Origin of the sequence: Magnetospira sp. QH-2 (assembly GCF_000968135.1) — a bacterium.
In the GTDB taxonomy this organism is placed as follows: Bacteria; Pseudomonadota; Alphaproteobacteria; order Rhodospirillales; family Magnetospiraceae; genus Magnetospira.
Map to the genome: position 1 here is coordinate 2,982,347 of NZ_FO538765.1, position 20,981 is coordinate 3,003,327.

Here is a 20,981-nt window from a genome sequence, read left to right on the forward strand (position 1 = left end):
GGTATCCTCAGGATCGGATTGGAGTGGTGGCGGCTTGGGGTCTCAGGCAATGAATGCAACGTCACCGTATCCGGCTATGAAGAGGTCCGCGATTCAGTGTTTTCCGTCTTTTTCCACTTGTTCGCCAGGGTTTGCCTGGCTTCCCCCCTTGTCAGGAGGATCGTCCATTTCATACAGATTAAGCTCCCACAATGCCTTGACGTAGTGGATGGGCGCTAAAAGCACTTTGTTCCACCAAAAAGACCCGCTTCGAAGTTGCGAGAAATCGAACCTCAGGTAAGAAGGCTCACTGTACCTTTTCCACTTGCCTTGCGGTTCGAGCAGGAAAGCCTCTTTGGCCTCGATAATCCAGTCATCGATCCAAACCTGCGTGCCAGCCATATAGCACTGGGAAACGTCGAATTCGACCATTGGGCCGTCGACAGGCGGAAAAGGACCGTCTATCCAATTGAATTTATGGTAGTTTCTGTCATCAAAGTAGCGGAGGCATTCGCGTTTCGATTTACGCACCCCCCTAAAAAGATAGGTAAATCCATCAGCATAGAAACCATTCCCCCCCCCAGAGCCATCGGAAAAACGGGCGGGTTTCCGGTAGATGAAGATCCCGATCGACGGGAACGTAAAGATCGTTCCCGTCGATCCGAACGCAACCGATTTTCGCTTCGTAGTATTCAGTCCTATCATACGGTATGTTGGAGAATCTCAGTCTATTTTTTCCAAAACGGTCCATCTCATGACTTCCGCCTCAATCACCGAGTTATTATCCTCGCGACGTGATACATAGCCTTTTGGAACTTCATCAGGGCGTGTATTCGACCCTTTTGATACCACTCGCAATCCAAGGCTTGCAAGTGTCTTGTCATCTGGAACTCTCCCATATTTGTTGGCGAGCTTACCGTTCTTATTTATGCTCGCCCCGATAATCAGCTTGCCGCCCGGCTTGAGAATTCGAGCCGCCTCGCCCAAATAGTTTGCTTGAGGACTGATCGCCAGGGCCGTATCAGCGGACCCGTTGGGAACGCTTGTATTCTTTGCTGGGCCGATCAGATCCGTTCGGTCTTTCTTCCGATCCCCAAACGTGACCTTCTCGCCCCGGGCGTCCAAATGATGATTCAGCTTTTTATCGACATTGTAGGAGCCTGTTTTCTGAGACTGTTTTCCGCCCATCAAATCGATGACCACCGGATTGTCGTTTCCCGATTGCCCCCCGCGGCCCAGGCGGTATGACTTGAAACGTCCGGGATACCTGCCGGTGACGCCGCCAAAGCCCATCGCCGCCATTTCCACCGGTGTCGGATCGTCACGAGTCAATTGGTTCCAGCGGTTGGTATCGCCTTCAGCACCGTTCAAGTAGGCGCTGACGGCCTCCTTGTCACCACGCTGCTCGAGTAGACCCAAGGCCATATCCCGGCGGGTCGTATCCGGATCGTCTTGGAACGCCTTTTCGATGCGCTGGCGCAGGCCGGGCACGTCCGCGTCCTTGGCAAAAACAATATCCTTTACCAACTGGTGCTTGGTCGGGTTTTGGATTTTGAGATAATGATCCGGAATTCCATTGTGAGGATTATCGGGATGGTTCGGATCAAGCCTATCCACCCAATTCGCGACAGCACTCTTTGCATTTTCCCACCAACGGGGCCCTGTTTCCTCGCTGGAAAAGGACGGATCGTTCTCCCGCGCCTGCATATGGTTGGCATGACCGTCACCAGGGTCAAAGTTGTCGTCATTTGATTGTGGTGTCTGGCCATCTTCCTGGCGTTCGTCGGCAAAGGATCCGTCCGGGTTCTGGTTCGGAACATACGCGGCATCACCCAGTTGCAGGCCTTCATCACCGACCACTTGCGCTTCCACGCCATCGAGCAGGCCTAAAGTGTCGTTGCCGGAACCACCAACCAGGGTGCTCTCTCCGGTTCCCCCAGAGATTGCTTCGAAGGAGGTTTCCAGGGATTTGGGCAGATTGTCGCTCTTCGGATCGGGCTGTGACTGCAACTCTCTGAGCCCGTAATGCGCCTCGACCATGCGCACATGGTCCGGATCGGCATCGGGCCCGAGGCTCTTGATGGCATGGTCGGCGCGTTGGCGGTTGATCCGGGCGTCTTCCGAACGGGCGCTGTCGGCGCCGAAGGGAGCATGGCCCGTGGCATGACCCGTGGGCGCGCCGACTTCGCTGTTGAGCTTGTAGAACGCGGTGGTTTCGGTCTGGATATCCTCGTTGGTCCAGTAATCCTCGGCCCAATGGAGGCGGCGCTGATCCGCATGGGTGCGCTCGGCCACCGGCTTGGCGCGGATGGCCTGGATCTCCTTGGGCTTGGGCGGGGCCATGCCATCCCAGGTATCCTCGGGATCGGATTGGAGCGGAGGCGGGCTCTTGGCCAGGGCCTGTTCGACGTGGATGGGCATGCGCTCAACTAGGCAGGTGACGGCGGTAATTAGTGGAGTATCACCGCAACGGGATCGGATTGGAGTGGTGGCAGGCTCTTGGCCAGGGCCTGTTCGACGTGGATGGGCTACTCTTCGAGAACGTGGGAGACGGTGGCAATTAATGCATTACCGTAACCTTAGTATCATCGTAAACGCATGGCTCATTTATCGCGCTGCCAGGGTGGCTTTGGCTTGAGGGTCAGAAAATTAAATAGATCTAGTAGGTCGGTGTCCGGGACCTGCTCCAACTGATGGGGCAGGCTTCGACCATTTTCTCCAAATTCCTCAACGGTCAGAAAGTGGATGGCTGTATCACATTCATTGTATAGTTTTGTTCCAACCGAATGCCGACCTAGCAAGTACCTTACGGGTTTGCGATCTTCTGGATAGCGAAACAAAACCTTGTAAGGTCGAGCCATCATCTTCGAATTGGCCACCCAGATATCCGGTGCCCATGAGGCGACCAACAAGTCTTCCAGGTCTTTGAAAACAGGAGGTTTCAAAGCAGGAGTCACCCAGTACCATATTGCATCGCCGCCATAGCACTGCAGCCGGTATTCCATCTCCCCGTAACGGACCCACCAAATAGCGTAGAGCCAGGCAACGAGCAGCGCGACCAGAAGGACGGCGCCCATCAGTTTGTAGCGGGCTGAGGGCGCAAGCCAATGATAAATTGAATTCAACATGACATTGAATGTATTATCATTTTACATCTTTCCAATCAAATATGGAATTGATGATCTTGCCATTTCTGATGGTCAGTTCTCCGATCAAATTCCGCTTCCAGGGATCACTTGACACCGGAAACGATTGGGCACCACCTGCCCGTTCATAGTCCGTGATGGTGTCGCGGGTCAGACCGATGTCACCTGAAATCAGCCCCTGCGGAACCGTTGCCAGGTTGGAAGCGGGGTTTGAGGACCCACCCCCTTCGGCGAAATCGTATGTTTCGCCATCCAGTCGGTGCTCGACTACCCCCCGGACGATCACCTTGTCGCCCTGCCGGGTCAATGTAAGGTCGCCAACTCCCAGAATTTTGTGTTTTCCGAGCGCCATATTCTGGTCTGACGGATCGAGAGCGTCATAGGGCTTTGCCCGCGCCTCCCATTTCATGCCTTTGATACTAAGGGTGGGTTGATCGGATTGCAGCCAGGATTGAATGTCACCAAAGCCCGATTGGTCATTCAGATCTCCACTTAGCCAGGACTCGAAATGTCCCTCCGTCTTCTGTTGGGCATTCGCCGAGGGTTCATGGTGGCGCACAAAATCACTTTCCAGGGTCACCGGCCTGCCACTGCCTCCGAGGTAATGCTTGAGCAATTGCGCCGCCACCGGTTTATTATTCTTTTGGCCTTTTTCGAAAACGCTCCACAGAGTCCTGTGTGTCTCTTTTTGGCGGGCGGTTCAGGAGGGGTCGAGTTGTTTTGGCGGCTGCCAATCCATGCCTTCTGTCGCTGTATCGAATTCATCCGGGCCATTGGGCACGCCAAGCTCGGATTCACTCTTGCCGGAGTGCCGATCATCCGATTCCTCGAAAGTATCGTCACCGCTGCCGCCGATGAGATGGTCGGTTCCAATGCCAACGGAAACCCCATCCATCCCTTCCGATGCTGACAAGACATCCCCTTCCAGCATTCGGAGATAGGACTCCTGTTCCCTTCCGTCGAGACTACCGAACTGGTCCTTGAAGTTCTCGACCTCGCCGGGGGTCCAGTCCCTGTCGCGACCATGGGTTTCCAGGCGTTTGGTGAGATCGGGCGCGCGGGTGGCGTCACCCGCCGAGGGCAGCAGAACATCCGGATCATAGGCCGCTACCGCCTTGGCCCGGGTGCCGGAACCTGCATTGATATGGGCATCCACCTGGCGCCGGTCGTCTGCCTGCATGCCGCCATTGCCGCGCGCCGATTGGCCAGACGAGAGATCGATCTTGCCCGGGTAGGTGTTTTTGTACCATTGGTCCACTTTCGGGCGGACCTTGTTGTTGGCCGGATGCCCGCTCTGGAAGTAGCCCGGCGAGGTCTGGGCCATCAGCGCCTGGGTGGCCGACAGTCCTCCACCGGAACGGTGTCGACGATCCGGTCCGCCTCGGCCTGGGCGGTGACAGGGTGGCGTTGGAAATCGCGCTTGTAATCTTCTTCCGAGCCCACCGGCTTGGGAGGCGACTCCTTGTCGGCCTGCCTTCTGGCCCAAGAGAACGCCAAGAGGTCGAGATATTAATTTGTGGAGTGTCACCGCAATCCGATGAGGAATGCTACAACTTCTTCAGCGCCGCCGGATATGAAACCAATTAAACGCAACACGCTCTAGTGGTGGGCGTTCATTCTGTGGTGGCGACGGGCTCTTGTTCCGGCTCTCTCCAGGGCTCTGCGATATCTGGAACGAAATAGTAGTCAGACCTCACAATCTCCGCCTTGTACGAGCCGATTGCTTTAAGTGTTTCGTAATTCAAAATCGGCTCAATAGCGCCGCTGGCGCCCTCCCAATGCAATCCAACCTGTACGCGTGCTCCCGTCTTCTCGACGAAAGAGTGCCATTCCGGCGCTGGCGTTCCGAGACGCTCGAACAGGCGCTTGAGTTGGTTTTCCGTAGAGGCGTTTTCATCTTCGCTATTGATATTCAATAGCCATGCGTTCACCCGTTGGACGCGTGTTTTGCCCGTGGCCTTCGATACGGATGTCGTGCCTTTGACCAGTGCACGCGTCGGCAAACCCCAAAAAGACGAAACTTCGTCCGGGTGTGGGCCATAAACACAGAATGAGACGTCTTGTATGGGGCCATGATGATTGCCATGGTCCCAATCCGCCGTCATCTCGAATGTGACCCCGGGGAGGCAAAGGCGCCCCAGGTCCGATGAGGAGATGCGGGGTGGACTGGCGCCAACGCGGCCAATCCATTGCAGCGTGATGGTCACCTTGGCATCGTGATTAACAATCTGTCCCAAGATCGGGAGAACGTCTTCCAATGCTTCTTCGAGAACGGAGAGATGGTCCCTCGCATCAAGCCCGTAGAATAGGTCCGAGGTGTCGAAACGACCATTGCCCATTACGCAATGCCATTTCTCGACAATGTACCAAAAGGGTATCTTTTCAAGAAGTTCGACAGACGTCGTTTCGGAAGGTTCCAACACGACACCAGCATTGACCATCAAGGTGCCGTCCGAAGATGATAGCCAATGGCTCACTGCACTTCATCCAGTATATTTCCCAGAGGTTCACCACTTTTCGGATCGTATGCATCACCAGTGGAAAAATCAAGATAGGCTGATTCTCCTCCCATCCCACCAGCTTTTTTCATTTTTTCAAGTGCGCGACCGGTTTTCCTCGGATCCAATCCAAATTTCTCGGCAAAAGCTCGTGCTTGTTTTTTATCGTCTCCATTGGCCATTTCCTGGATATTCAATTGTTCAAGCTCATCAGACTGGTCCGGATTCACGTGAGCCGTAGGCCCGGACTGATCGGATTGATCGGGATACACGGTCGTGCCATCGCCTTTATCAGGCCGAGGGGCGGGATTGGGTAGGGTTTGACCTGTCTCGGGCGTCGGGGCCGGGGATGGCGGCACGGGCTTTTGCGGTTCGGCCATGTCGGTGCGAGGGGTGGCGTTGTCGCCGGGGCTCGGCGGCGGAACCGGGAGCCCTTTGTAGCGAATGCCATTGGGGAAGGCTTGCTGGAGTTTCTCGCTGGCCCACTGACCGAGAGTATTCAGTTGCTCTGTCCGCTCCTTGTGTCCGGGAATCATCTCGGGTGGGACCGGCAAAGGCAATGGCCCCGGCACCGGGACGACGCCCCCGGCGTTGTGAATATTCGGGTCCTGGTTGGAGTTGGGCACCCTGCGTCCCTGGGGATCGTAGGTTCTGCCCTGCTCATCCACGGGATGGCCGGGCGGAAGGGGAGATTGGGAGCCGGTTTTCGTCTCCGAGGATTGATCCAAAAGCGCCAGCCAGGCCGACTCGTCGTCACGGCGTTGGGGCAAATTCTGAATATAGGTTGAGCCCATATGGAAACCGTATTCCCTGGTCTGGGGGCCGCCGCTCCCTTCGAGCGTGTCGGTTCCGCTGCCACCGGAAACCCCATCCATCCCGTCAGGTGTCAGACCGGCATCCCCCTCCAGAAACCGGAGATAGGCCTCCTGATCCTTTCCGTCGAGGGCGTCGAACTGGTCCTTGAAGTCCTCGATCTCGCCGGGGGTCCAGTCCCTGTCGCGACCATGGGGGTCCAGTCCCTGTCGCGACCATGGGTTTCCAGGCGCTTGGTGAGATCGGGCGCGCGGGTGGCATCGCCCGCCGAGGGCAGCAGAATGGCCGGATCATAGGGTGCCACGGCCTTGGCCCAGGTGCCGTTGGAAATCGCGCTTGTCGTCCTCTTCCGAGCCCACCGGCTTGAGGTCCTCGGGCCGGTTGGCCAGGGAGGGACGCAGGTTGAATCGCTCAGTCCGGACGGGATGTCTTTCTAACACCCAGGTAGGCAGCACCCCATGCAACAAGCGCGATCAATTGCAAAGGAGTGCCACCAAAAAACATTATTGCTCCATAGACCTTTAGGAACATGTCCGTCAATTGGCAGGGATCTCCGTTGTGCGTGGCATTGTGTGGCTGCCCTTCTTTTACATAGTGGCAAAATTCTGCATGGGAGTTTTCGAGAAACCCGACAGAGAGAACCAACGCGCCATAGGCTACCGGAACCAGGATCGACATAACGACTGCAAAGTGACATATTTTCAGCATAAGACTAGGTTTGAGTTTATGAATTTCCACATTTCTAGCCATCGGGGCGATCCTTGTTCCAAGGCCTATCTTTATAAAGCCTTCCAATATACTCACCGAAATCACTGGTTTTTTCTCTGCCTGAAAAATTCCAGATTGATCCTATTTTCGCAGCATCAGTTGGCCCTTCAATCCTTTGACCAATTCTTTTTATTAGAATTGTTGCAGCTTCTATATTATCCAACGGGTTTTCAAGCCTGTCTCCCTGTTTTTCAATAAGAGACGCCCATTCATCAGGGTTAATGTTCATTGGCATCACGGTGTCGGAAAAACCAATGCGATCCAAGAAGTCATTCGCACCATACCAATGTCCACGTGCATTCTCCGCCCACATTACGGCACGAATAAGGTCTGGATCGACCTTGTGTTTTTCGGCCATTTTTTCGATGGTGCGGTCGTGTTCCTTCACAGCATCGTATCCGAGCGAGGGTTTCTCCCAAAATTTTCTTTCATTGTCAGCTTTTGGGTTTCGTTCGATCTGGAAAATTGCCGGATCCCCACTCTTAAGGGCATCAATCCGGTCTTTTTCCATGGTCACGATCGGAATCGATTGCCGGTCATTTTCGAGCGCCTGCTGGTCGCTGGCATATCCCGCGTCATAGCCATAGTGATCGTCATTCATAGGATTACGCTTGTTCTCGCCGCTTTCGGAAGAAATAGGTTCCTTTCGGTTATCAGGCATATCGCCCAAATTATCACCGACCACCTGCGTTTCCACGTCGCCATGTAAACCGAAGGTATCCTCCCCGGCGCCACCGACCAGACGGTTGGTTCCGCTGCCACCGGAAACCCCATCCATCCCGTCAGGTGTCGGACCGGCATCCCCCTCCAGAAACCGGAGATAGGACTCCTGGTCCTGCCTGTCGAGGGCGTCGAACTGGTCCTTGAAGTCCTCGATCTCGCCGGGGGTCCAGTCCCTGTCGCGACCATGGGTTTCCAGGCGCTTGGTGAGATCGGGCGCGCGGCTGGCATCGCCCGCCGAGGGCAGCAGAATGGCCGGATCATAGGCCGCTTCCGCCTTGGCCCGGGTGCCTTTGCTGGTCGCGGACGGGTACTTGCGTTATGCGGGATAATGATTGAGTATGCTCCCCATGGGGACATGGGTCATATCGCTAATTTTTCTGCTGGTTGCATCGCTCTTCCCGGCCACCGCGCAGGCCTACACGGCTGAAGAAGCGCACCAGATTTATTTGGAAGCCGTATCCCTCAGTGATGCGGGAAAACACGGTCAGGCCTACTCGCTGATCAAACCGGTGGCCGAAGCGGGATTTGCCGAGGCGCAACACCTCATGGGCTATATGCATGGCCAGGGCGAAGGTGTAGCGGAAAATCCGGCAAAGGCAGTGGAGTGGTTAGAGGCTGGCTGAAAAAGAGTTGAGTGGAATCAGTCACTTGTGATTCTATCGTTGTGACCAAACAATGAAGGAGACACAAGATGTGGACCGAGACCACTCGTCCCAAGTATGAGCGCAACAACAGCCGGTATGCAAGCGACCTGACACAAGAGGAATGGGAATGGATCGAGCCGCATTTACCCGAGGCGAACCGATTGGGTCGGCCACGCGAGACGGATTTGCGGGAGGTTGTCAATGCGTTGCTCTATATCGCGGCGAGTGGATGTCAGTGGCGACTGTTGCCGAAATGCTTTCCGCCCTATTCGACGGTACAGGGATATTTTTACGATTGGCGCGACGACGGTCGGTGGGCGACGATCAATCATCATCTTGTCATGGCGGCACGCGAGGCGATGGGCAGGGAGGCCTCCCCAAGTGCCGGAGTGATCGACAGCCAGAGCGTGAAAACCACGGAGAGCGGCGGCCCCCGGGGCTTTGACGCAGGCAAGAAGATCAAAGGCCGGAAGCGTCACATCGTCACCGATACCGAAGGCTTCATGGTTGCCGTCATGGTGCACGAGGCGGATATCCAGGATCGCGACGGTGCTCCCGGGATCCTCGCCTCCTTTCGCAGCCGCCTCCCTTGGCTACGCCATGTCTTCGCTGACGGAGGCTATGCTGGACAAAAGCTGCGCGGCGCGCTGGAAAAGATCGGACAATGGACCATTGAAGTGATCAAGCGCTCCGATGCGGCAAACGGTTTCGAGGTTCTACCCCGGCGCTGGGTCGTGGAGCGTACCTTCGCTTGGCTCGGTCGGTGTCGTAGACTGGCCAAGGATTTCGAGGCGACCATCGAAAGCGCCGTCGCTTGGATTACCATCGCCAGTATACGCCAGCTCACCCGGCGTCTAGCAAGAGATTGAACTCGAAAGCTTCTTTCTGAGTCCGACTCTTAGAGAAAGCCGCTGCCCAAAATTATTCGAAATCAATATTTGCACTTGGCACGATGTATGAGCATGGAAAAATTGGAGCACCAAGTTACGGGGCTGCGTTCGACTTGTATAAGGTGGCATCGGAAAACGAATATTCGCGGGCTTATACAGCGTTGGGATCACTTTACCAGCGAGGTCTGGGTACAAAAATAAATCTCTCTGAGGCGGAGAGATGGCTATTGAAGGGAGCAGAAGCAGGTTCGCGTGATGCCAAGGCGAAACTAGCTTTAGTCTACAAAGATTTAGGTAAGGACGACCTGTATCTCCATTGGCTAAAGGAAGCCGCAATGAGCGGGCACAGGGACTCGCTCATCCTGCTGTGGATGGCGGACGACCCAAATGCGTCCGAGCAACTGACTTTGGCGGAAAAAATATGTGCTTACGCGCTAACATTTTTTGGCACATCAGCTGAGGTAATATGCGGAAATTAACGAGTGGTCTGCATAGAGTATTTAACCAATGCAGACCACTCGCATGCGAATTTACCGATCCCAAGGTTCAGTTGTTTCGCTGGGCGTGCTGGATACAATCCTATTCTGGAAATGCTTACCCGCATACGCTTCCAGCATCCCAGAGACCTGGTCCCGCAATTCCGGGGCGGCGGTTTTCGGGTCGATCCCCATGTCGCGCAGGGCATCGTCGGTGGCCTTGCCGAGGAGTTTGGTGCCGCCCCTCGTGGTCAGGCTTGATCCGGCGGCGCCCCAGGCCCCTGTGCGGACATCCTCGGCGGATGCTCCTTTCTGTTCCAGTTCCCGCGCGGTACTGCCCGCCGACTTCAGGCTGTCCCGGGCCGCGACCAAAGCCTCACCGCTTTTCTCCAGGATGCCCATGACCCTTTCCGGATTCTTGCCGACGGTGTTGGCGATGGTTTTTGCCCCGGCCTTGAAACCGGCCCCGGCCAAGCCGCCAGCAGCCAAGCCGCCTGCCACGCCCATCGCCCGCCCGCCTTGGACAGCGCGGGTGGTCTCGTAGGCCTTGGGGACCGGGAAGGTCTGATCGGCATAGTCATTCATGGACTGCCCCGCTTCCCGCAGGGTCTCGGACCCGATCAATGTTCCGGCACCATAGGCCACATCGCCGGAATCCTTGACGATCTGGTTGCCGGCGGCCTCCAGGGCATACTTGGAGGCCGCCCCTTCGAAACCCGCCTGGCGGGCATTGCGCGCCCGCAGTTCCGGGCTGCCCTCGGTAACGGCCTGATAACCGCCCAAACCGACGTTCCCACCTCATCGGCCCCGTGAACTTGGAATACGGATTTGGCCAGATCCAGGCCAACTTTGGTAATCTCAGGCATTGGGCGCTTCCTTTGCTGGAAAGTGCTGACAGCCTCCAGTATGGCTCATCACGAAGCCGAAGGGGGCGTCCATGCCATTACCGTAACCCAAGTGAAGGGTGAGGAGTTCGAAGGATTAATTTGTAGTGCGTCAATGTAATACTGTACCTTTGGAGCGGGAAAGGAAGTATGGCGCTCGGTTATACCGCCTTCTTCGGATGCTCATTGTTCCTGCGTGGAAAGAAGGGAATGAAGGACTTATGAACCCATAGGTGGCGGGGAGCGCGACGCCATGGTTCGCAAAGGCCTCCCAGGAACCCGCGCCAACCCAATAGGCCCCGCCTGGGCGGGTCAAAAACCTTGACCCAAACTTTTGGACCGTCTTTCAATCTAAAGGCTAAGCTTTCGCTATTGCCTGTTTTCAGGGAATGTATGGGACTAGCTCCCGCGCTCAATACCCCATTTGTGTCCTGTGACTCGCCGTATGCCTGATATGCGGACCATCGGTAGAACTCGAATACGAAAAGGTGTATTTTGTCTTTGAGGACAAAGTCATTGGAAAAGAACGAAATGATTATTTCTCCACAAGGCCCTAAAGGATCTTGGTAGTCATCTTCCCACGAAGTAATCAACAGGTAACCCGTATTGGTGCGGAACTGGGCAATAATTCCATCGCCGAGAATGGAAATATGCTCTGCGAGCCTTTGGCCGTCATAGTAAACATCGCGGGGAAACGGCAGCAGGTATTCGAGAAAATCATCCGCCTTGGAAGGCCAACCCAGACTCATGATGTCACTAGGCTTGGGGAGGTAGAGGGAAAGTTCTTTCCCCTCGGGTTTCAATGTATAGGCGAGAAAGGATTCATCTGGGGATCGAAAGGCAAAGCTGTCAATCGGCGTCATGGCATCACCCAATCGCTGTCGATGGGCTCACCGTCGCGCCCGTATGTGCCATCGACCAGATCGGCGCCGCCCTCCGCGCCCAGGTAGCCGCCAATCAGCACGCCCAGGGGCGAGCAGATGAAGGCACCCGGACCGCAAGCCGTACCGACCAACCCTCCGGCAACGCCACCGGCCAATCCTCCGCCCACCGTTGCACCCTCCTTAATGGCCGCAAATTTCTTGTCCTCTGCAACTATAATATTGTGAGCCGACATGGCAACGGTCAATACCCAGAGGCTGCGGCCCGCGGCACCGGCGATTTTCACTCCTGTGGAAACCTTGGGGTTGGGGCTGCCTGCCTTTTCGAGAATTTTCTCGTGCACCTTGGTTTTTTGGGCATCGGTGAGCTCAGAAAAAGACTTTCCGCCAAAATCTTCCCTCGCATACTTGTTTTCAAAATACTCGAATGGCTGTCCTTTTCTTTTCATCCATTTTGCGATTTCTTCACCCGCATGAGTGCCTTCCTTGCGGGCGGCATCCATCAGTTCATTGCGTGCCTGCGAGGCTTTCCGGGCTGCCTCTTCAGTAGTCAGGCCCTGGCTCTCATAGGCTTTTTTCATTTCTTCGGAATATTTTTTCGCTGAATCGACATATTGGGTGCGGACCTTGTCCTGTGCCGCGCCTTCTCGGGCCAAGGCTGCGATATCACCCTGGATACCCTCGGGAATAAAGCTTTCCGCAGAATTCTGCGAAATATTCGTCTTTTCTAGTCCCGGTTTGCCTGCCTTTGGGGCGGGGTTTTGCGGGGAACTGGTTCCACCAGCGCTCCGGGTTACCGGAGTGGAGTCCGGTGGCTGGTCGTCAGCGGACTGGAATCCGGCCTCGGAACGGCTGCCTGTCGAGGACTGCAAGACTTCGATTGCGGCCTGTTTCTGCTCTGGGATGGCCTGCCGGTAGATCTCGGAGAATGGCTTCCGCAAATCGACCCGTTGGCCACCGTCCAGGCCCATGTCATGGCCCAAACGGTCGAGCGCCTCCAGGGTTTCCGGTGGTTCGGCCTTGAAGTTTTCTCTTCCACTACCGTCGAGCAGGCGGTCGGATCCGCTGCCGCCGACCAGGGTGTCAGATCCATTCGACACCTGCTGGACCTCCCCCTCCAGAAACCGGAGATAGGACTCCTGGTCCTGCCTGTCGAGGGCGTCGAACTGGTCTTTGAAATCCTCGATCTCGCCGGGGGTCCAGTCTCTGTCCTGACCATGGGTTTCCAGGCGTTTGGTGAGATCGGGCGCGCGGGTGGCGTCACCCGCCGAGGGCAGCAGAATAGCCGGATCATAGGGTGCCACGGCCTTGGCCCAGGTGCCGGAACCTGCATTGATATGGGCATCCACCTGGCGCCGGTCATCGGCCTGCATGCCGCCGCCGCCCCGCGCCGATTGGCCGGAGGAGAGATCGATCTTGCCCGGGTAGGTGTTTTTGTACCATTGGTCCACTTTCGGGCGAACCTTGTTGTTGGCCGGGTGGCCGCTCTGGAAGCTGTAACCGCGGAGTGTCGCCGTAACTCTATTTGGTTCTCCAGAGATTGACGGAAGGTAATGTTTTCAGAAACGCGATCAGAATGTAAAACATGCCGGAAAACACAACTCCAAAGGGCATGATATAGAAGGTTATTAGTAAGAAGTTGGGGATACATGAATAATCATTTTTCCCTCCCTCATTGGGATTAAACGCTGAAATGCCAGCGTCTCCTTTCACAAATTCACATATACCTCTCGGTTCCGTACCATCGCTTGACATTAGTATTGACAGAAGCATGAGTACGCTCAATCCAAACCCGGTAACTAGGCTAGCAACCAAGTTATGCAGCCATCTCCTGTCTGCTGACTTCACTTGTTCCATCGGTATTGATCGCCCTCTGCCCAAGGTTTTTCGGAGTGGATGCGTCCGACATACGCACCGAAGTCATTTACTTTTTCTCGCCCCATATAGTTCCATATGGACGCAATTTTTGCAGGATTTGGGTCCTCGATCCTTTCCTGAATCCGTCTAATCAACAAAACTCCTGCTTTAATATTTTTTGCTGGATCAAAAGCATTCTCCATTGAAATTCCCAATTCTTTCCATGTTTCTGGTTGAATATTCATGGGTAAGATCGAATCCGCTATTCCAATGCCTTCGGCTGCCTTTGCGGCACCGAAGTAGTTTCCTCTCGCGTTCTCTGAGTAAACAATCGCTTTAACGAGATCAGGGTCAACTCCTTGCTTTTTTGCCTCTCTATCAATGAGTGTACCGTAGGCCCAAATGGCTGTTTTTCCAGCGTCATCATTTGCATACCACGGAGCTGAGTTGTCAGCTTGCGGGTTGTCTGTAATTTCGAAGATCGCATTCTCATTGTTGACAATGGCTTTTTTGCGATCATTCGAATCGTTGATAATTGGCGCGTAGTGCCGATCATTTTCCTTGGCTTGTTGGTCATTGGCATAGCCTGCATCGTAATCAAAGTTGTCGTCATTCGGTCGATTATGCAGTTTGCTTCTGCCTTCAGAAGAAGGAGGGTCATAACGGTTTCCAGCCGAATCGCCGAAACCATCGCCGACAACCTGCGTTTCGACGCCGTCATACAGACCAAAAGTATCCTCCCCGCTGCCGCCGATGAGATGGTTGGTTCCGCTACCACCGGAAACCTCATCCATCGACACCGTTCCTCGGTTCGAACCGGCATCCCCCTCCAGGAACCGGAGGTAGGCCTCCTGATCCCTTCCGTCGAGGGCGTCGAACTGGTCTTTGAAGTCCTCGATCTCGCCGGGGGTCCAGTCTCTGTCCTGACCATGGGCTTCCAGGCGCTTGGTGAGATCGGGCGCGCGGCTGGCGTCGCCCGCCGAGGGCACTAGGATTTCGGGATCATAGGGTGCCACGGCCTTGGCCCGGGTGCCGGAACCTGCATTGATATGCGCATCCACCTGGCGCCGGTCATCGGCCTGCATACCGCCGCCGCCCCGTGCCGATTGGCCGGAGGAGAGATCGATCTTGCCCGGGTAGGTGTTTTTGTACCATTGGTCCACTTTCGGGCGGACCTTGTTGTTGGCCGGGTGCCCGCTCTGGAAGTAGCCCGGCGAGGTTTGCGCCATCAGGGCCTGGGTGCTGGACCAATCTTCCACCGGGATGGTGTCGACGATCCGGTCGGCCTCGGCCTGGGCGGTCACCGGGTAGCGTTGGAAATCGCGCTTGTAGTCCTCTTCCGAGCCCACCGGCTTGGGGCCCTTGGGCTGGTTGGCCAGGGAGGGGCGGAGATTGGGCTGGGTCCAGCGGACCTGCCGGGCCTGGGCCTTATGGGCCTCGAAATTGCGGCGCTGCTGTTCCTTGATCGGGTTGACTTGTTGGGCCTGTTGGGCCTGTTGGGCCTTTTGGGCCTGCATGCGGGCCTGGTGGGTCTTGCGGGCCTGGGCCTCCTGTTGGCGTTCGGCGGCCTGGGCCTGGCGGCGGGCCTGGGTCCGCTGGCTGGCGGCTTTTTGCTCGGCGGCTTTCTTATCCTGATGGAACTTCCAGGCGGCATCGGAATCGGCCCGGGCCGCCTTGAGATTGGCCGCCTCCTGGCGCTTGTTGAAGGCCCGGGTCTGGCGGTCGGTGGGATCGGCGCCGAGGGTCGGGGCCGCCGAAGAGGACGGAGCCAGGGGATCGGCGAGGGTTGGCGCTGGCAAGGGCGCGGGGGCTCCTTCGATGGGCTCAGGATGAAGGGTTGGGGCCTCAGGATGAAGGGCCGGGGCGTCATCGAACAGCGACCCGCCACTCAGGGAGGTGTCCGAACCATAAGATGACAGGCCGCCGCCGAAATCGGGCGTCGTGCCGAAGTCCGGGGACGGGGCAGGCAAGGGCGCCGGGGCGCTGGGCGGGCTTTCGCCGAAGGAAAACAGGGAATTGTCCGACGAAGAGGCCCCCTTGGAGCCCTTGGCGCCCTTGGTGGCGGAATCTGGCATTGCGCTATTGAGGCTTCCCATGGGGAACTCCTTTGCATTGATGGTTTGTGACATCACCCCCCATTAAGGCCCACAAGCCCATCATGAGGCGTACTTTCACCGGCATATCAAACATAGGAGGCGCACGTCAAGAACAAAAAGGGTCAATATCGGTATTTATGGCGATTATAATGATATTAATACCGTATTGCTGGATAGTTAACGCTTTTATTCCTTTTTCCGCAGACCTTTCACTGGGCGGAAATCTGTCGACCAATCGGACACCGTGCCCCGCCGAAGGATTCCGTGCCTCGCCGAAGGCGTCCTTGTGGCCGGGGCGGCAATCCGGGAAAAGGGGGTGAGCCCTCCAATTCTCGACCCGGGCCATGTGCCAGAAGAGGTTCAAAGCCTCTGACGGAGACCTAGCCCCTCAAAACCGATATCCCTCTTCAGGCCCGCGCCATCTTCATTCTTCCCTTTGACCTTGACCGGGTTTCGGTTGGACCGTTGGATCTCCCGGCGTACACTGCCGCCCATGTGGAATGATATCGTCGATCTGCGGGATTTCTATGCCGGGGACCTGGGCCATGTGGCGCGGCGGGCCCTGCGCCGTCGATTGCGGCTCATGTGGCCCGACGTGACCGGCATGAACATCCTCGGCCTGGGCTATGCATCGCCCTATCTCGGCCTGTTCCGTTCCGAGGCGCAGCGCATCGTCGCCGCCATGCCCGCACCCCAAGGTGTGCTGCACTGGCCCAGCGACGAAAGCAACCTGACCGCCCTGACCGAGGAACTGGACCTGCCCTTTCCCGATCTATCCATGGATCTGGTGCTGCTGGCCCATGGATTGGAAAGCTCGGAGAATGTCCGGCCGCTGCTGCGCGAGGTCTGGCGGGTGTTGAGCGGCAGTGGGCGGCTCTTGATCATGGTGCCCAACCGGCGCGGCCTGTGGGCGCAGACCGAACGCACCCCCTTTGGCCATGGCCACCCCTATTCCCCGTCACAAATCTCGCGGCTATTGCGTGAATGCCTGTTCACGCCCACCCGCACCGATCAGGCCCTGTTCATTCCGCCGTTTCGCTGGCGCATGATGCTGTCGGCGGCACCGGCCTGGGAGAAGCTCGGCGGGCGATGGTTTCCCGGCCTGGGCGGCGTGTTGCTGGTGGAAGCGGGCAAGCAACTCTATGCCGGGACCACGGTCCCCGCGAAGGCCCCGCGTCGTTCCTACCGCTTGTTGGCACGGCCCAACAGTGGCGGACTGGGACGACAACACCGTAAGTAAGGCTTTCGATCCAGTCTTTCGGAATATGAACGATTTCGCATGTGCAAAAAAATATTGCAGTTGCGAAATCCCGCGTTATGGTCGGGGCATGCGCCGAGCGCGAGAAAAGGCATCGATATGGGAGACAGGGTCATGAACATCAAGAAAGTCGGCATTATCGGCAGCGGCACCATGGGATTGGGCATTGCCCAAGTCTGTGCCCAGGCCGGATTGGAAACCGTTGTGGTCAAGGCGACCCCCGGCAACGTGGACAAGCCTCGCTCGAAATTCCAGGGTTCTTTGGACAAGGCCGTTGAACGCGGCAAGATGGAAGCCGAACTGCGCGACAGAATTCTCGGCAATCTCACCATCACCGATCAGGAAAGCGCCGTCGCCGATTGCGATCTGATCGTCGAGTCCATCGTCGAGGACATCGACATCAAAAAGGCCCTGTTCAAGCGTCTCGAAGGCATTTGCCGCGCGGACGCCATCCTGGCCACAAACACCTCGACCCTGTCGGTCACCGCCATGATGGCGGTCTGCGAACATCGCGACCGTTTTGCCGGTCTGCACTTCTTCAACCCGGCGCCGGTCATGGCCCTTGTGGAAGTGATCCATGGTTTTGAGACTTCCGACGATATCGTCCGCGCCCTTATGGATTTCTGCAAGGAAATCGGCAAGAGCCCGGTGATGGTGCAAGATACCACCGGCTTCATCGTCAATCGTCTGCTTACCCCCTATATGCTGAATGCTATCCGCATGCTCGAACGTGGCACCGGCTCCATCGAGACCATTGATCAGGCCATGATGACCGGCGCGGGCATGCCCATGGGCCCCTTCGCCCTGGCCGACTACATCGGTCTTGATGTGGTGATGGCCATGTCCCAGAACATTTACGAGGATGTCCGCCAGAGTCATCACGCTCCGCCGCATACTCTGGTGCGGCTGGCGCAGCTCGGTTACCTGGGCCGCAAGACCGGCAAGGGGTTCTATGACTATTCGGTCAAGCCCGCCATCGGCAACCCGGCGCTGGACCATCCGGTGATCTAGTCGAGAGCGGCAATCGGAATTGGAACGGGGGAGCGGACCGTCGCTTCCCCGTTTTCCATTGGGTCGGGTCGAACAGGTTCAAGCGAGCGCCACGCCGATCGAAGGGTCTCGGGGCTTCTAAAGTCTTTCGCGTTTAATCCTCCCCCGCCTCGGTCGGCAGGAAGGTCCCGGCCTGGTGCATCTCGACGACGCTACGGCGGATTTCGCGGGTCTTGGCGAAGTGGTCGTGCAGGACGTCGCCCTCGCCCCAGCGGATGGCCCGTTGCAAGGCGGTCAGGTCCTCGGTGAAGCGCTGCAACATCTCCAGCACCGCTTCCTTGTTGTTGAGGAACACATCCCGCCACATGACGGGGTCCGAGGCGGCGATACGGGTGAAATCGCGGAAGCCGCCGGCGGAGAACTTGATCACCTCTTTCTTGATGTCGTCCTCCAACGCACAGGCGGTGCCGACGATGGTATAGGCGATCAGGTGTGGCAGGTGCGAGGTGATGCCCAGTACCTTGTCGTGATGCTCCGGCCCCATGGTCTCGACCATCATGCCGACCTTTTCCCACAGGCTGCGGACCTTCTGCGTGGCGTCCGGGTCGGTGCCCGGACCCGGCGTGAGAATGCACCAGCGGTCTTGGAACAGTTCGGCAAAGCCCGCCTCGGGGCCCGAATGCTCGGTGCCCGCCACCGGATGGCCGGGCACCAGATGCACGCCCTCGGGAAGATACGGGCCCACGTCACGGATCACCGACATTTTGGTCGAGCCCACATCGCTGACGATGGCCCCGGGCATCAGCGCCGTGCCGATGGCCTGAGCAACGGATTCCTGCGCGCCGATGGGGGTGCAGATCATCACCAGATTGGCGCCTTGCACCGCTTCGGCGGGATCCAAATGATAGCTGTCACCCAGCCCCAGGTCCCGGGCCTTGTCCAGGGTTTCCGGGCGGCGGGTGCTGATGGCGATCTCGCGGGCCAGGCCGTCGCGGCGGATGGCCAGGGCCAGGGACGAACCAATCAGCCCGATGCCAATGAAGGCGACGCGATCAAACAGGTGCTCGGACATGGTCCGCTCACTCCCCTTGCATGTAGTCGGATAGGGCGTCGGCCAGAATCTCGTTCTCCTCGCCGCTGCCTATGGTGATGCGCAGACTCTCGGGCAGGCCGTATCCGGCCATACGGCGGACGATCAGGCCGCGGTTGCGCAGATAGTCATCGGCCCGGCTCGCCTGATCGGCGTCCTTGAACCGGGCCAGAATGAAATTGCCCACCGAGGTCGGCACATCAATCCCCAAGGCACGCAGACGGGCACTGAGCTGATCCAGCCAATAATCGTTATGCTCTTTGGACAGGTCGATGAACGCAGGGTCTTCCACCGCCGCCTGCCCGGCCGCCAGGGCCGCCGCGTTGACATTGAACGGGCCGCGCACCCGGTTGATCACATCGATCACGCCCTCCGGCCCATAGGCCCAGCCAAGGCGCAGGGCGGGCAGGCCATAGGCCTTGGAGAAGGTCCGGGTCATCACCGTGTTGTCGGTGCTCTGGGCCAGTTCCAAGCCTGGTGAATAGTCATTGGAACCGACATATTCCGCATAGGCCGCGTCAATCACCAACAAGATATCATCGCGCAGGCCCTCACGCAGGCGCCGCAGGTCCTCGGCACTGACATACGTACCCGTCGGATTGTTCGGATTGGCTAGGAACAAGATCCGGGTCTTGTCGGTGACCGCCGCCAGCAGTTTGTCCACATCGGCCCGCAGGTCGGTCTCCGGCGCCTTCACCGGTGTTGCTCCGGCGCCCTTGGCATAGATGGGATACATGAGAAAGCCGTGCTCGGTGTAGAGCACCTCGTCCCCCGGCCCGGCGTAGGCGTGGCACAGCAACCCGATCAGTTCGTCCGATCCGGAGCCGCAGACGATGCGCGCCGGGTCCAATCCATAACGCTTGCCCAGGGCCGCCCGCAGGCCCGAGGCGCCGCCGTCTGGATAGCGGTGCATTTCCCCGGCCATGGCCTTCAGGGCCTCGCGGGCCTTGGGGCTGCATCCTAACGGGTTTTCGTTGGAGGCCAGCTTGATGATGCGATCCACTCCATCAAGCTTGGATTCACCGCCCACATAGGGAGCAATGTCCAGAACGCCGGGTTGCGGTGTCGGATGGGTCATGGTCCTGTCTCCTCGATTTACAGGTTGGCCCTATAGGTCGGCCAGGTCGCCGTGAGTCAAAGGCACTGCGTATCCGCCCAAGGCCACGACCCGCTTGACGGCGGTCCCCAGGAAGGCAGCGGCGGTTTGCAGGCGTTCATCGCCCGGTGTGGCAAAATCGTCTATCTCCACCAAATGCAGCCATACCCGTGGCTTCTGGGTATCGTACCAAAGGGTGCTGAAAGTGGCGGTCAATCCGACCCGATATAGGGCGGCGTCGATACTGGCCCGGTTGAATTCTGCCTCGGCATCAAACACGAATAGCGATCGGTCCTGCCCCGAGGGCTCGTGGTTGAGATTGGCGATCACCACGGCTTCGGCTTCTTCATTCATCATGCCGCTGGGGGCACCAGCCCAAGGCAGGCGGCTGACCACCCGGGGCGTACCTTCGGCCTCGTTGACCATGAACCGCCACCAGGGATTGGGATCGCGCAGCAAGGGCAAGGGCAGGACGCCCACCGAGGCATCGCCCTTGGTCACCGCCTCGACCACGCGGCGGGCGGACTCGAAACCGGTGATCGGCGTGCGGGCGCCGAACTGGTCGCGGGCCAATACCCGGCAACCGCCGCCTTCGCAGACGGCAACGGAGAACGGCCCTTGTTGACGCACCGAGGAACCGAGTACCTCTTTCCAGATCTGCACCAGATCGGCCTTGGGCATGGCCCCGGAATGGCGCTCGGTCAGGCGGCGCAGGATCTGAGCTTCGCGGGCCGGACGCAGGGCCAGCCCGTCGTGTCCCTTGCGGTTGCCAACCTCGCGGCCAATCTCGACCCGACGCATCAACAGGTCATGGACCTTGTCGTCAATGCGGTCGATCTCCTCGCGCAGGTCATCCAGTTTTTCGCTGTTTCGGCTCATGGTTCCTGACCCT

General features: G+C 57.7%; 22 protein-coding genes. 6 read left to right on the forward strand and 16 right to left on the reverse strand.

Annotation, left to right across the window (positions count from 1 at the left end):
- Window positions 1-93 precede the first annotated feature (93 nt).
- Entirely contained in the window at window positions 94-684 is a 591-nt protein-coding gene (locus MGMAQ_RS14155; protein WP_046022047.1) for a hypothetical protein, read from the reverse strand.
- 18 nt (window positions 685-702) lie between these two features.
- Window positions 703-2,019, reverse strand: a complete 1,317-nt coding sequence (locus MGMAQ_RS14160; RefSeq protein ID WP_148560970.1) for a class I SAM-dependent methyltransferase — start codon at window positions 2,017-2,019, stop codon at window positions 703-705.
- On the opposite strand from MGMAQ_RS14160, the gene MGMAQ_RS20785 reads away from it, so the two are divergent.
- Window positions 2,005-2,412 carry a hypothetical protein gene (locus MGMAQ_RS20785; protein WP_148560971.1) on the forward strand — a complete coding sequence of 136 codons (408 nt, stop codon included), beginning with the start codon at window positions 2,005-2,007 and terminating at the stop codon, window positions 2,410-2,412. The two genes, MGMAQ_RS14160 and MGMAQ_RS20785, sit on opposite strands and share 15 nt — an antisense overlap.
- A 170-nt stretch (window positions 2,413-2,582) precedes the next feature.
- Here the strand turns inward: MGMAQ_RS20785 and MGMAQ_RS14165 are convergent, their stop codons facing one another.
- From MGMAQ_RS14165 to MGMAQ_RS14200, 7 genes are all read right to left on the reverse strand, one after another.
- A complete protein-coding gene (locus tag MGMAQ_RS14165; RefSeq protein WP_046022049.1) occupies window positions 2,583-3,107 on the reverse strand; it encodes a hypothetical protein in 525 nt (174 codons plus the stop codon).
- A gap of 16 nt (window positions 3,108-3,123) precedes the next feature.
- The gene (locus MGMAQ_RS14170; RefSeq protein ID WP_046022050.1) at window positions 3,124-3,753 is read right to left on the reverse strand and encodes a hypothetical protein; all 630 of its coding nucleotides are present in this window, start codon (window positions 3,751-3,753) and stop codon (window positions 3,124-3,126) included.
- 72 nt (window positions 3,754-3,825) lie between these two features.
- Window positions 3,826-4,449 carry a hypothetical protein gene (locus tag MGMAQ_RS14175; RefSeq protein WP_046022051.1) on the reverse strand — a complete coding sequence of 208 codons (624 nt, stop codon included), beginning with the start codon at window positions 4,447-4,449 and terminating at the stop codon, window positions 3,826-3,828.
- 289 nt (window positions 4,450-4,738) lie between these two features.
- Entirely contained in the window at window positions 4,739-5,566 is an 828-nt protein-coding gene (locus tag MGMAQ_RS14180) for a DUF4279 domain-containing protein (RefSeq protein WP_046022052.1), read from the reverse strand.
- A gap of 32 nt (window positions 5,567-5,598) precedes the next feature.
- Window positions 5,599-6,498 (reverse strand): hypothetical protein, encoded by a 900-nt coding sequence (locus tag MGMAQ_RS14185; RefSeq protein WP_148560972.1) that lies wholly within the window; start codon window positions 6,496-6,498, stop codon window positions 5,599-5,601.
- Window positions 6,499-6,847: 349 nt separating this feature from the next.
- Window positions 6,848-7,186 carry a hypothetical protein gene (locus tag MGMAQ_RS14195; protein WP_046022055.1) on the reverse strand — a complete coding sequence of 113 codons (339 nt, stop codon included), beginning with the start codon at window positions 7,184-7,186 and terminating at the stop codon, window positions 6,848-6,850.
- Complete coding sequence (locus MGMAQ_RS14200; RefSeq protein WP_046022056.1) at window positions 7,179-7,982, reverse strand: hypothetical protein; 804 nt, start codon at window positions 7,980-7,982, stop codon at window positions 7,179-7,181. The genes MGMAQ_RS14195 and MGMAQ_RS14200 overlap by 8 nt, the downstream gene beginning before the upstream one ends.
- A gap of 292 nt (window positions 7,983-8,274) precedes the next feature.
- On the opposite strand from MGMAQ_RS14200, the gene MGMAQ_RS14205 reads away from it, so the two are divergent.
- The 3 genes from MGMAQ_RS14205 (at window position 8,275) to MGMAQ_RS14215 (ending at window position 9,940) form a co-directional block, all read left to right on the forward strand.
- Complete coding sequence (locus MGMAQ_RS14205) at window positions 8,275-8,550, forward strand: hypothetical protein (RefSeq protein WP_148560973.1); 276 nt, start codon at window positions 8,275-8,277, stop codon at window positions 8,548-8,550.
- A 68-nt stretch (window positions 8,551-8,618) separates the two neighbouring features.
- Window positions 8,619-9,440 (forward strand): IS5 family transposase, encoded by an 822-nt coding sequence (locus MGMAQ_RS14210; RefSeq protein ID WP_046020182.1) that lies wholly within the window; start codon window positions 8,619-8,621, stop codon window positions 9,438-9,440.
- 83 nt (window positions 9,441-9,523) lie between these two features.
- Window positions 9,524-9,940 carry a tetratricopeptide repeat protein gene (locus tag MGMAQ_RS14215; protein ID WP_046022058.1) on the forward strand — a complete coding sequence of 139 codons (417 nt, stop codon included), beginning with the start codon at window positions 9,524-9,526 and terminating at the stop codon, window positions 9,938-9,940.
- 51 nt (window positions 9,941-9,991) lie between these two features.
- Here MGMAQ_RS14215 and MGMAQ_RS14220 read toward each other — a convergent pair whose 3' ends face one another.
- The 4 genes from MGMAQ_RS14220 to MGMAQ_RS14235 form a co-directional block, all read right to left on the reverse strand.
- On the reverse strand, window positions 9,992-10,720 hold the full coding sequence (locus tag MGMAQ_RS14220; RefSeq protein WP_046022059.1) for a hypothetical protein: 729 nt from the start codon (window positions 10,718-10,720) through the stop codon (window positions 9,992-9,994).
- Window positions 10,721-10,982: 262 nt separating this feature from the next.
- On the reverse strand, window positions 10,983-11,684 hold the full coding sequence (locus tag MGMAQ_RS14225; protein WP_046022060.1) for a hypothetical protein: 702 nt from the start codon (window positions 11,682-11,684) through the stop codon (window positions 10,983-10,985).
- Window positions 11,681-13,153: a hypothetical protein gene (locus MGMAQ_RS19780; protein WP_052716412.1), complete on the reverse strand. Its 1,473-nt coding sequence runs from the start codon at window positions 13,151-13,153 to the stop codon at window positions 11,681-11,683. Before MGMAQ_RS19780 ends, MGMAQ_RS14225 begins: the two co-directional genes overlap by 4 nt.
- A 393-nt stretch (window positions 13,154-13,546) precedes the next feature.
- The gene (locus tag MGMAQ_RS14235) at window positions 13,547-15,655 is read right to left on the reverse strand and encodes a transglycosylase SLT domain-containing protein (protein WP_148560974.1); all 2,109 of its coding nucleotides are present in this window, start codon (window positions 15,653-15,655) and stop codon (window positions 13,547-13,549) included.
- Window positions 15,656-16,097: 442 nt separating this feature from the next.
- On the opposite strand from MGMAQ_RS14235, the gene MGMAQ_RS14240 reads away from it, so the two are divergent.
- Both MGMAQ_RS14240 and MGMAQ_RS14245 read left to right on the forward strand, forming a co-directional pair.
- Window positions 16,098-16,895, forward strand: a complete 798-nt coding sequence (locus MGMAQ_RS14240) for a class I SAM-dependent methyltransferase (protein WP_252508636.1) — start codon at window positions 16,098-16,100, stop codon at window positions 16,893-16,895.
- Window positions 16,896-17,027: 132 nt separating this feature from the next.
- On the forward strand, window positions 17,028-17,924 hold the full coding sequence (locus MGMAQ_RS14245; protein ID WP_046022063.1) for a 3-hydroxyacyl-CoA dehydrogenase family protein: 897 nt from the start codon (window positions 17,028-17,030) through the stop codon (window positions 17,922-17,924).
- 133 nt (window positions 17,925-18,057) lie between these two features.
- On the opposite strand, the gene MGMAQ_RS14250 is transcribed toward MGMAQ_RS14245, so the two are convergent.
- The 3 genes from MGMAQ_RS14250 to MGMAQ_RS14260 are packed head-to-tail and all read right to left on the reverse strand — an operon-like array spanning window position 18,058 to window position 20,968.
- Window positions 18,058-18,975: a prephenate/arogenate dehydrogenase family protein gene (locus tag MGMAQ_RS14250; protein ID WP_046022064.1), complete on the reverse strand. Its 918-nt coding sequence runs from the start codon at window positions 18,973-18,975 to the stop codon at window positions 18,058-18,060.
- 7 nt (window positions 18,976-18,982) lie between these two features.
- The gene (gene hisC / locus MGMAQ_RS14255; RefSeq protein ID WP_046022065.1) at window positions 18,983-20,071 is read right to left on the reverse strand and encodes a histidinol-phosphate transaminase; all 1,089 of its coding nucleotides are present in this window, start codon (window positions 20,069-20,071) and stop codon (window positions 18,983-18,985) included.
- A gap of 30 nt (window positions 20,072-20,101) precedes the next feature.
- Window positions 20,102-20,968 carry a chorismate mutase gene (locus tag MGMAQ_RS14260; RefSeq protein WP_046022066.1) on the reverse strand — a complete coding sequence of 289 codons (867 nt, stop codon included), beginning with the start codon at window positions 20,966-20,968 and terminating at the stop codon, window positions 20,102-20,104.
- Window positions 20,969-20,981 lie beyond the last annotated feature (13 nt).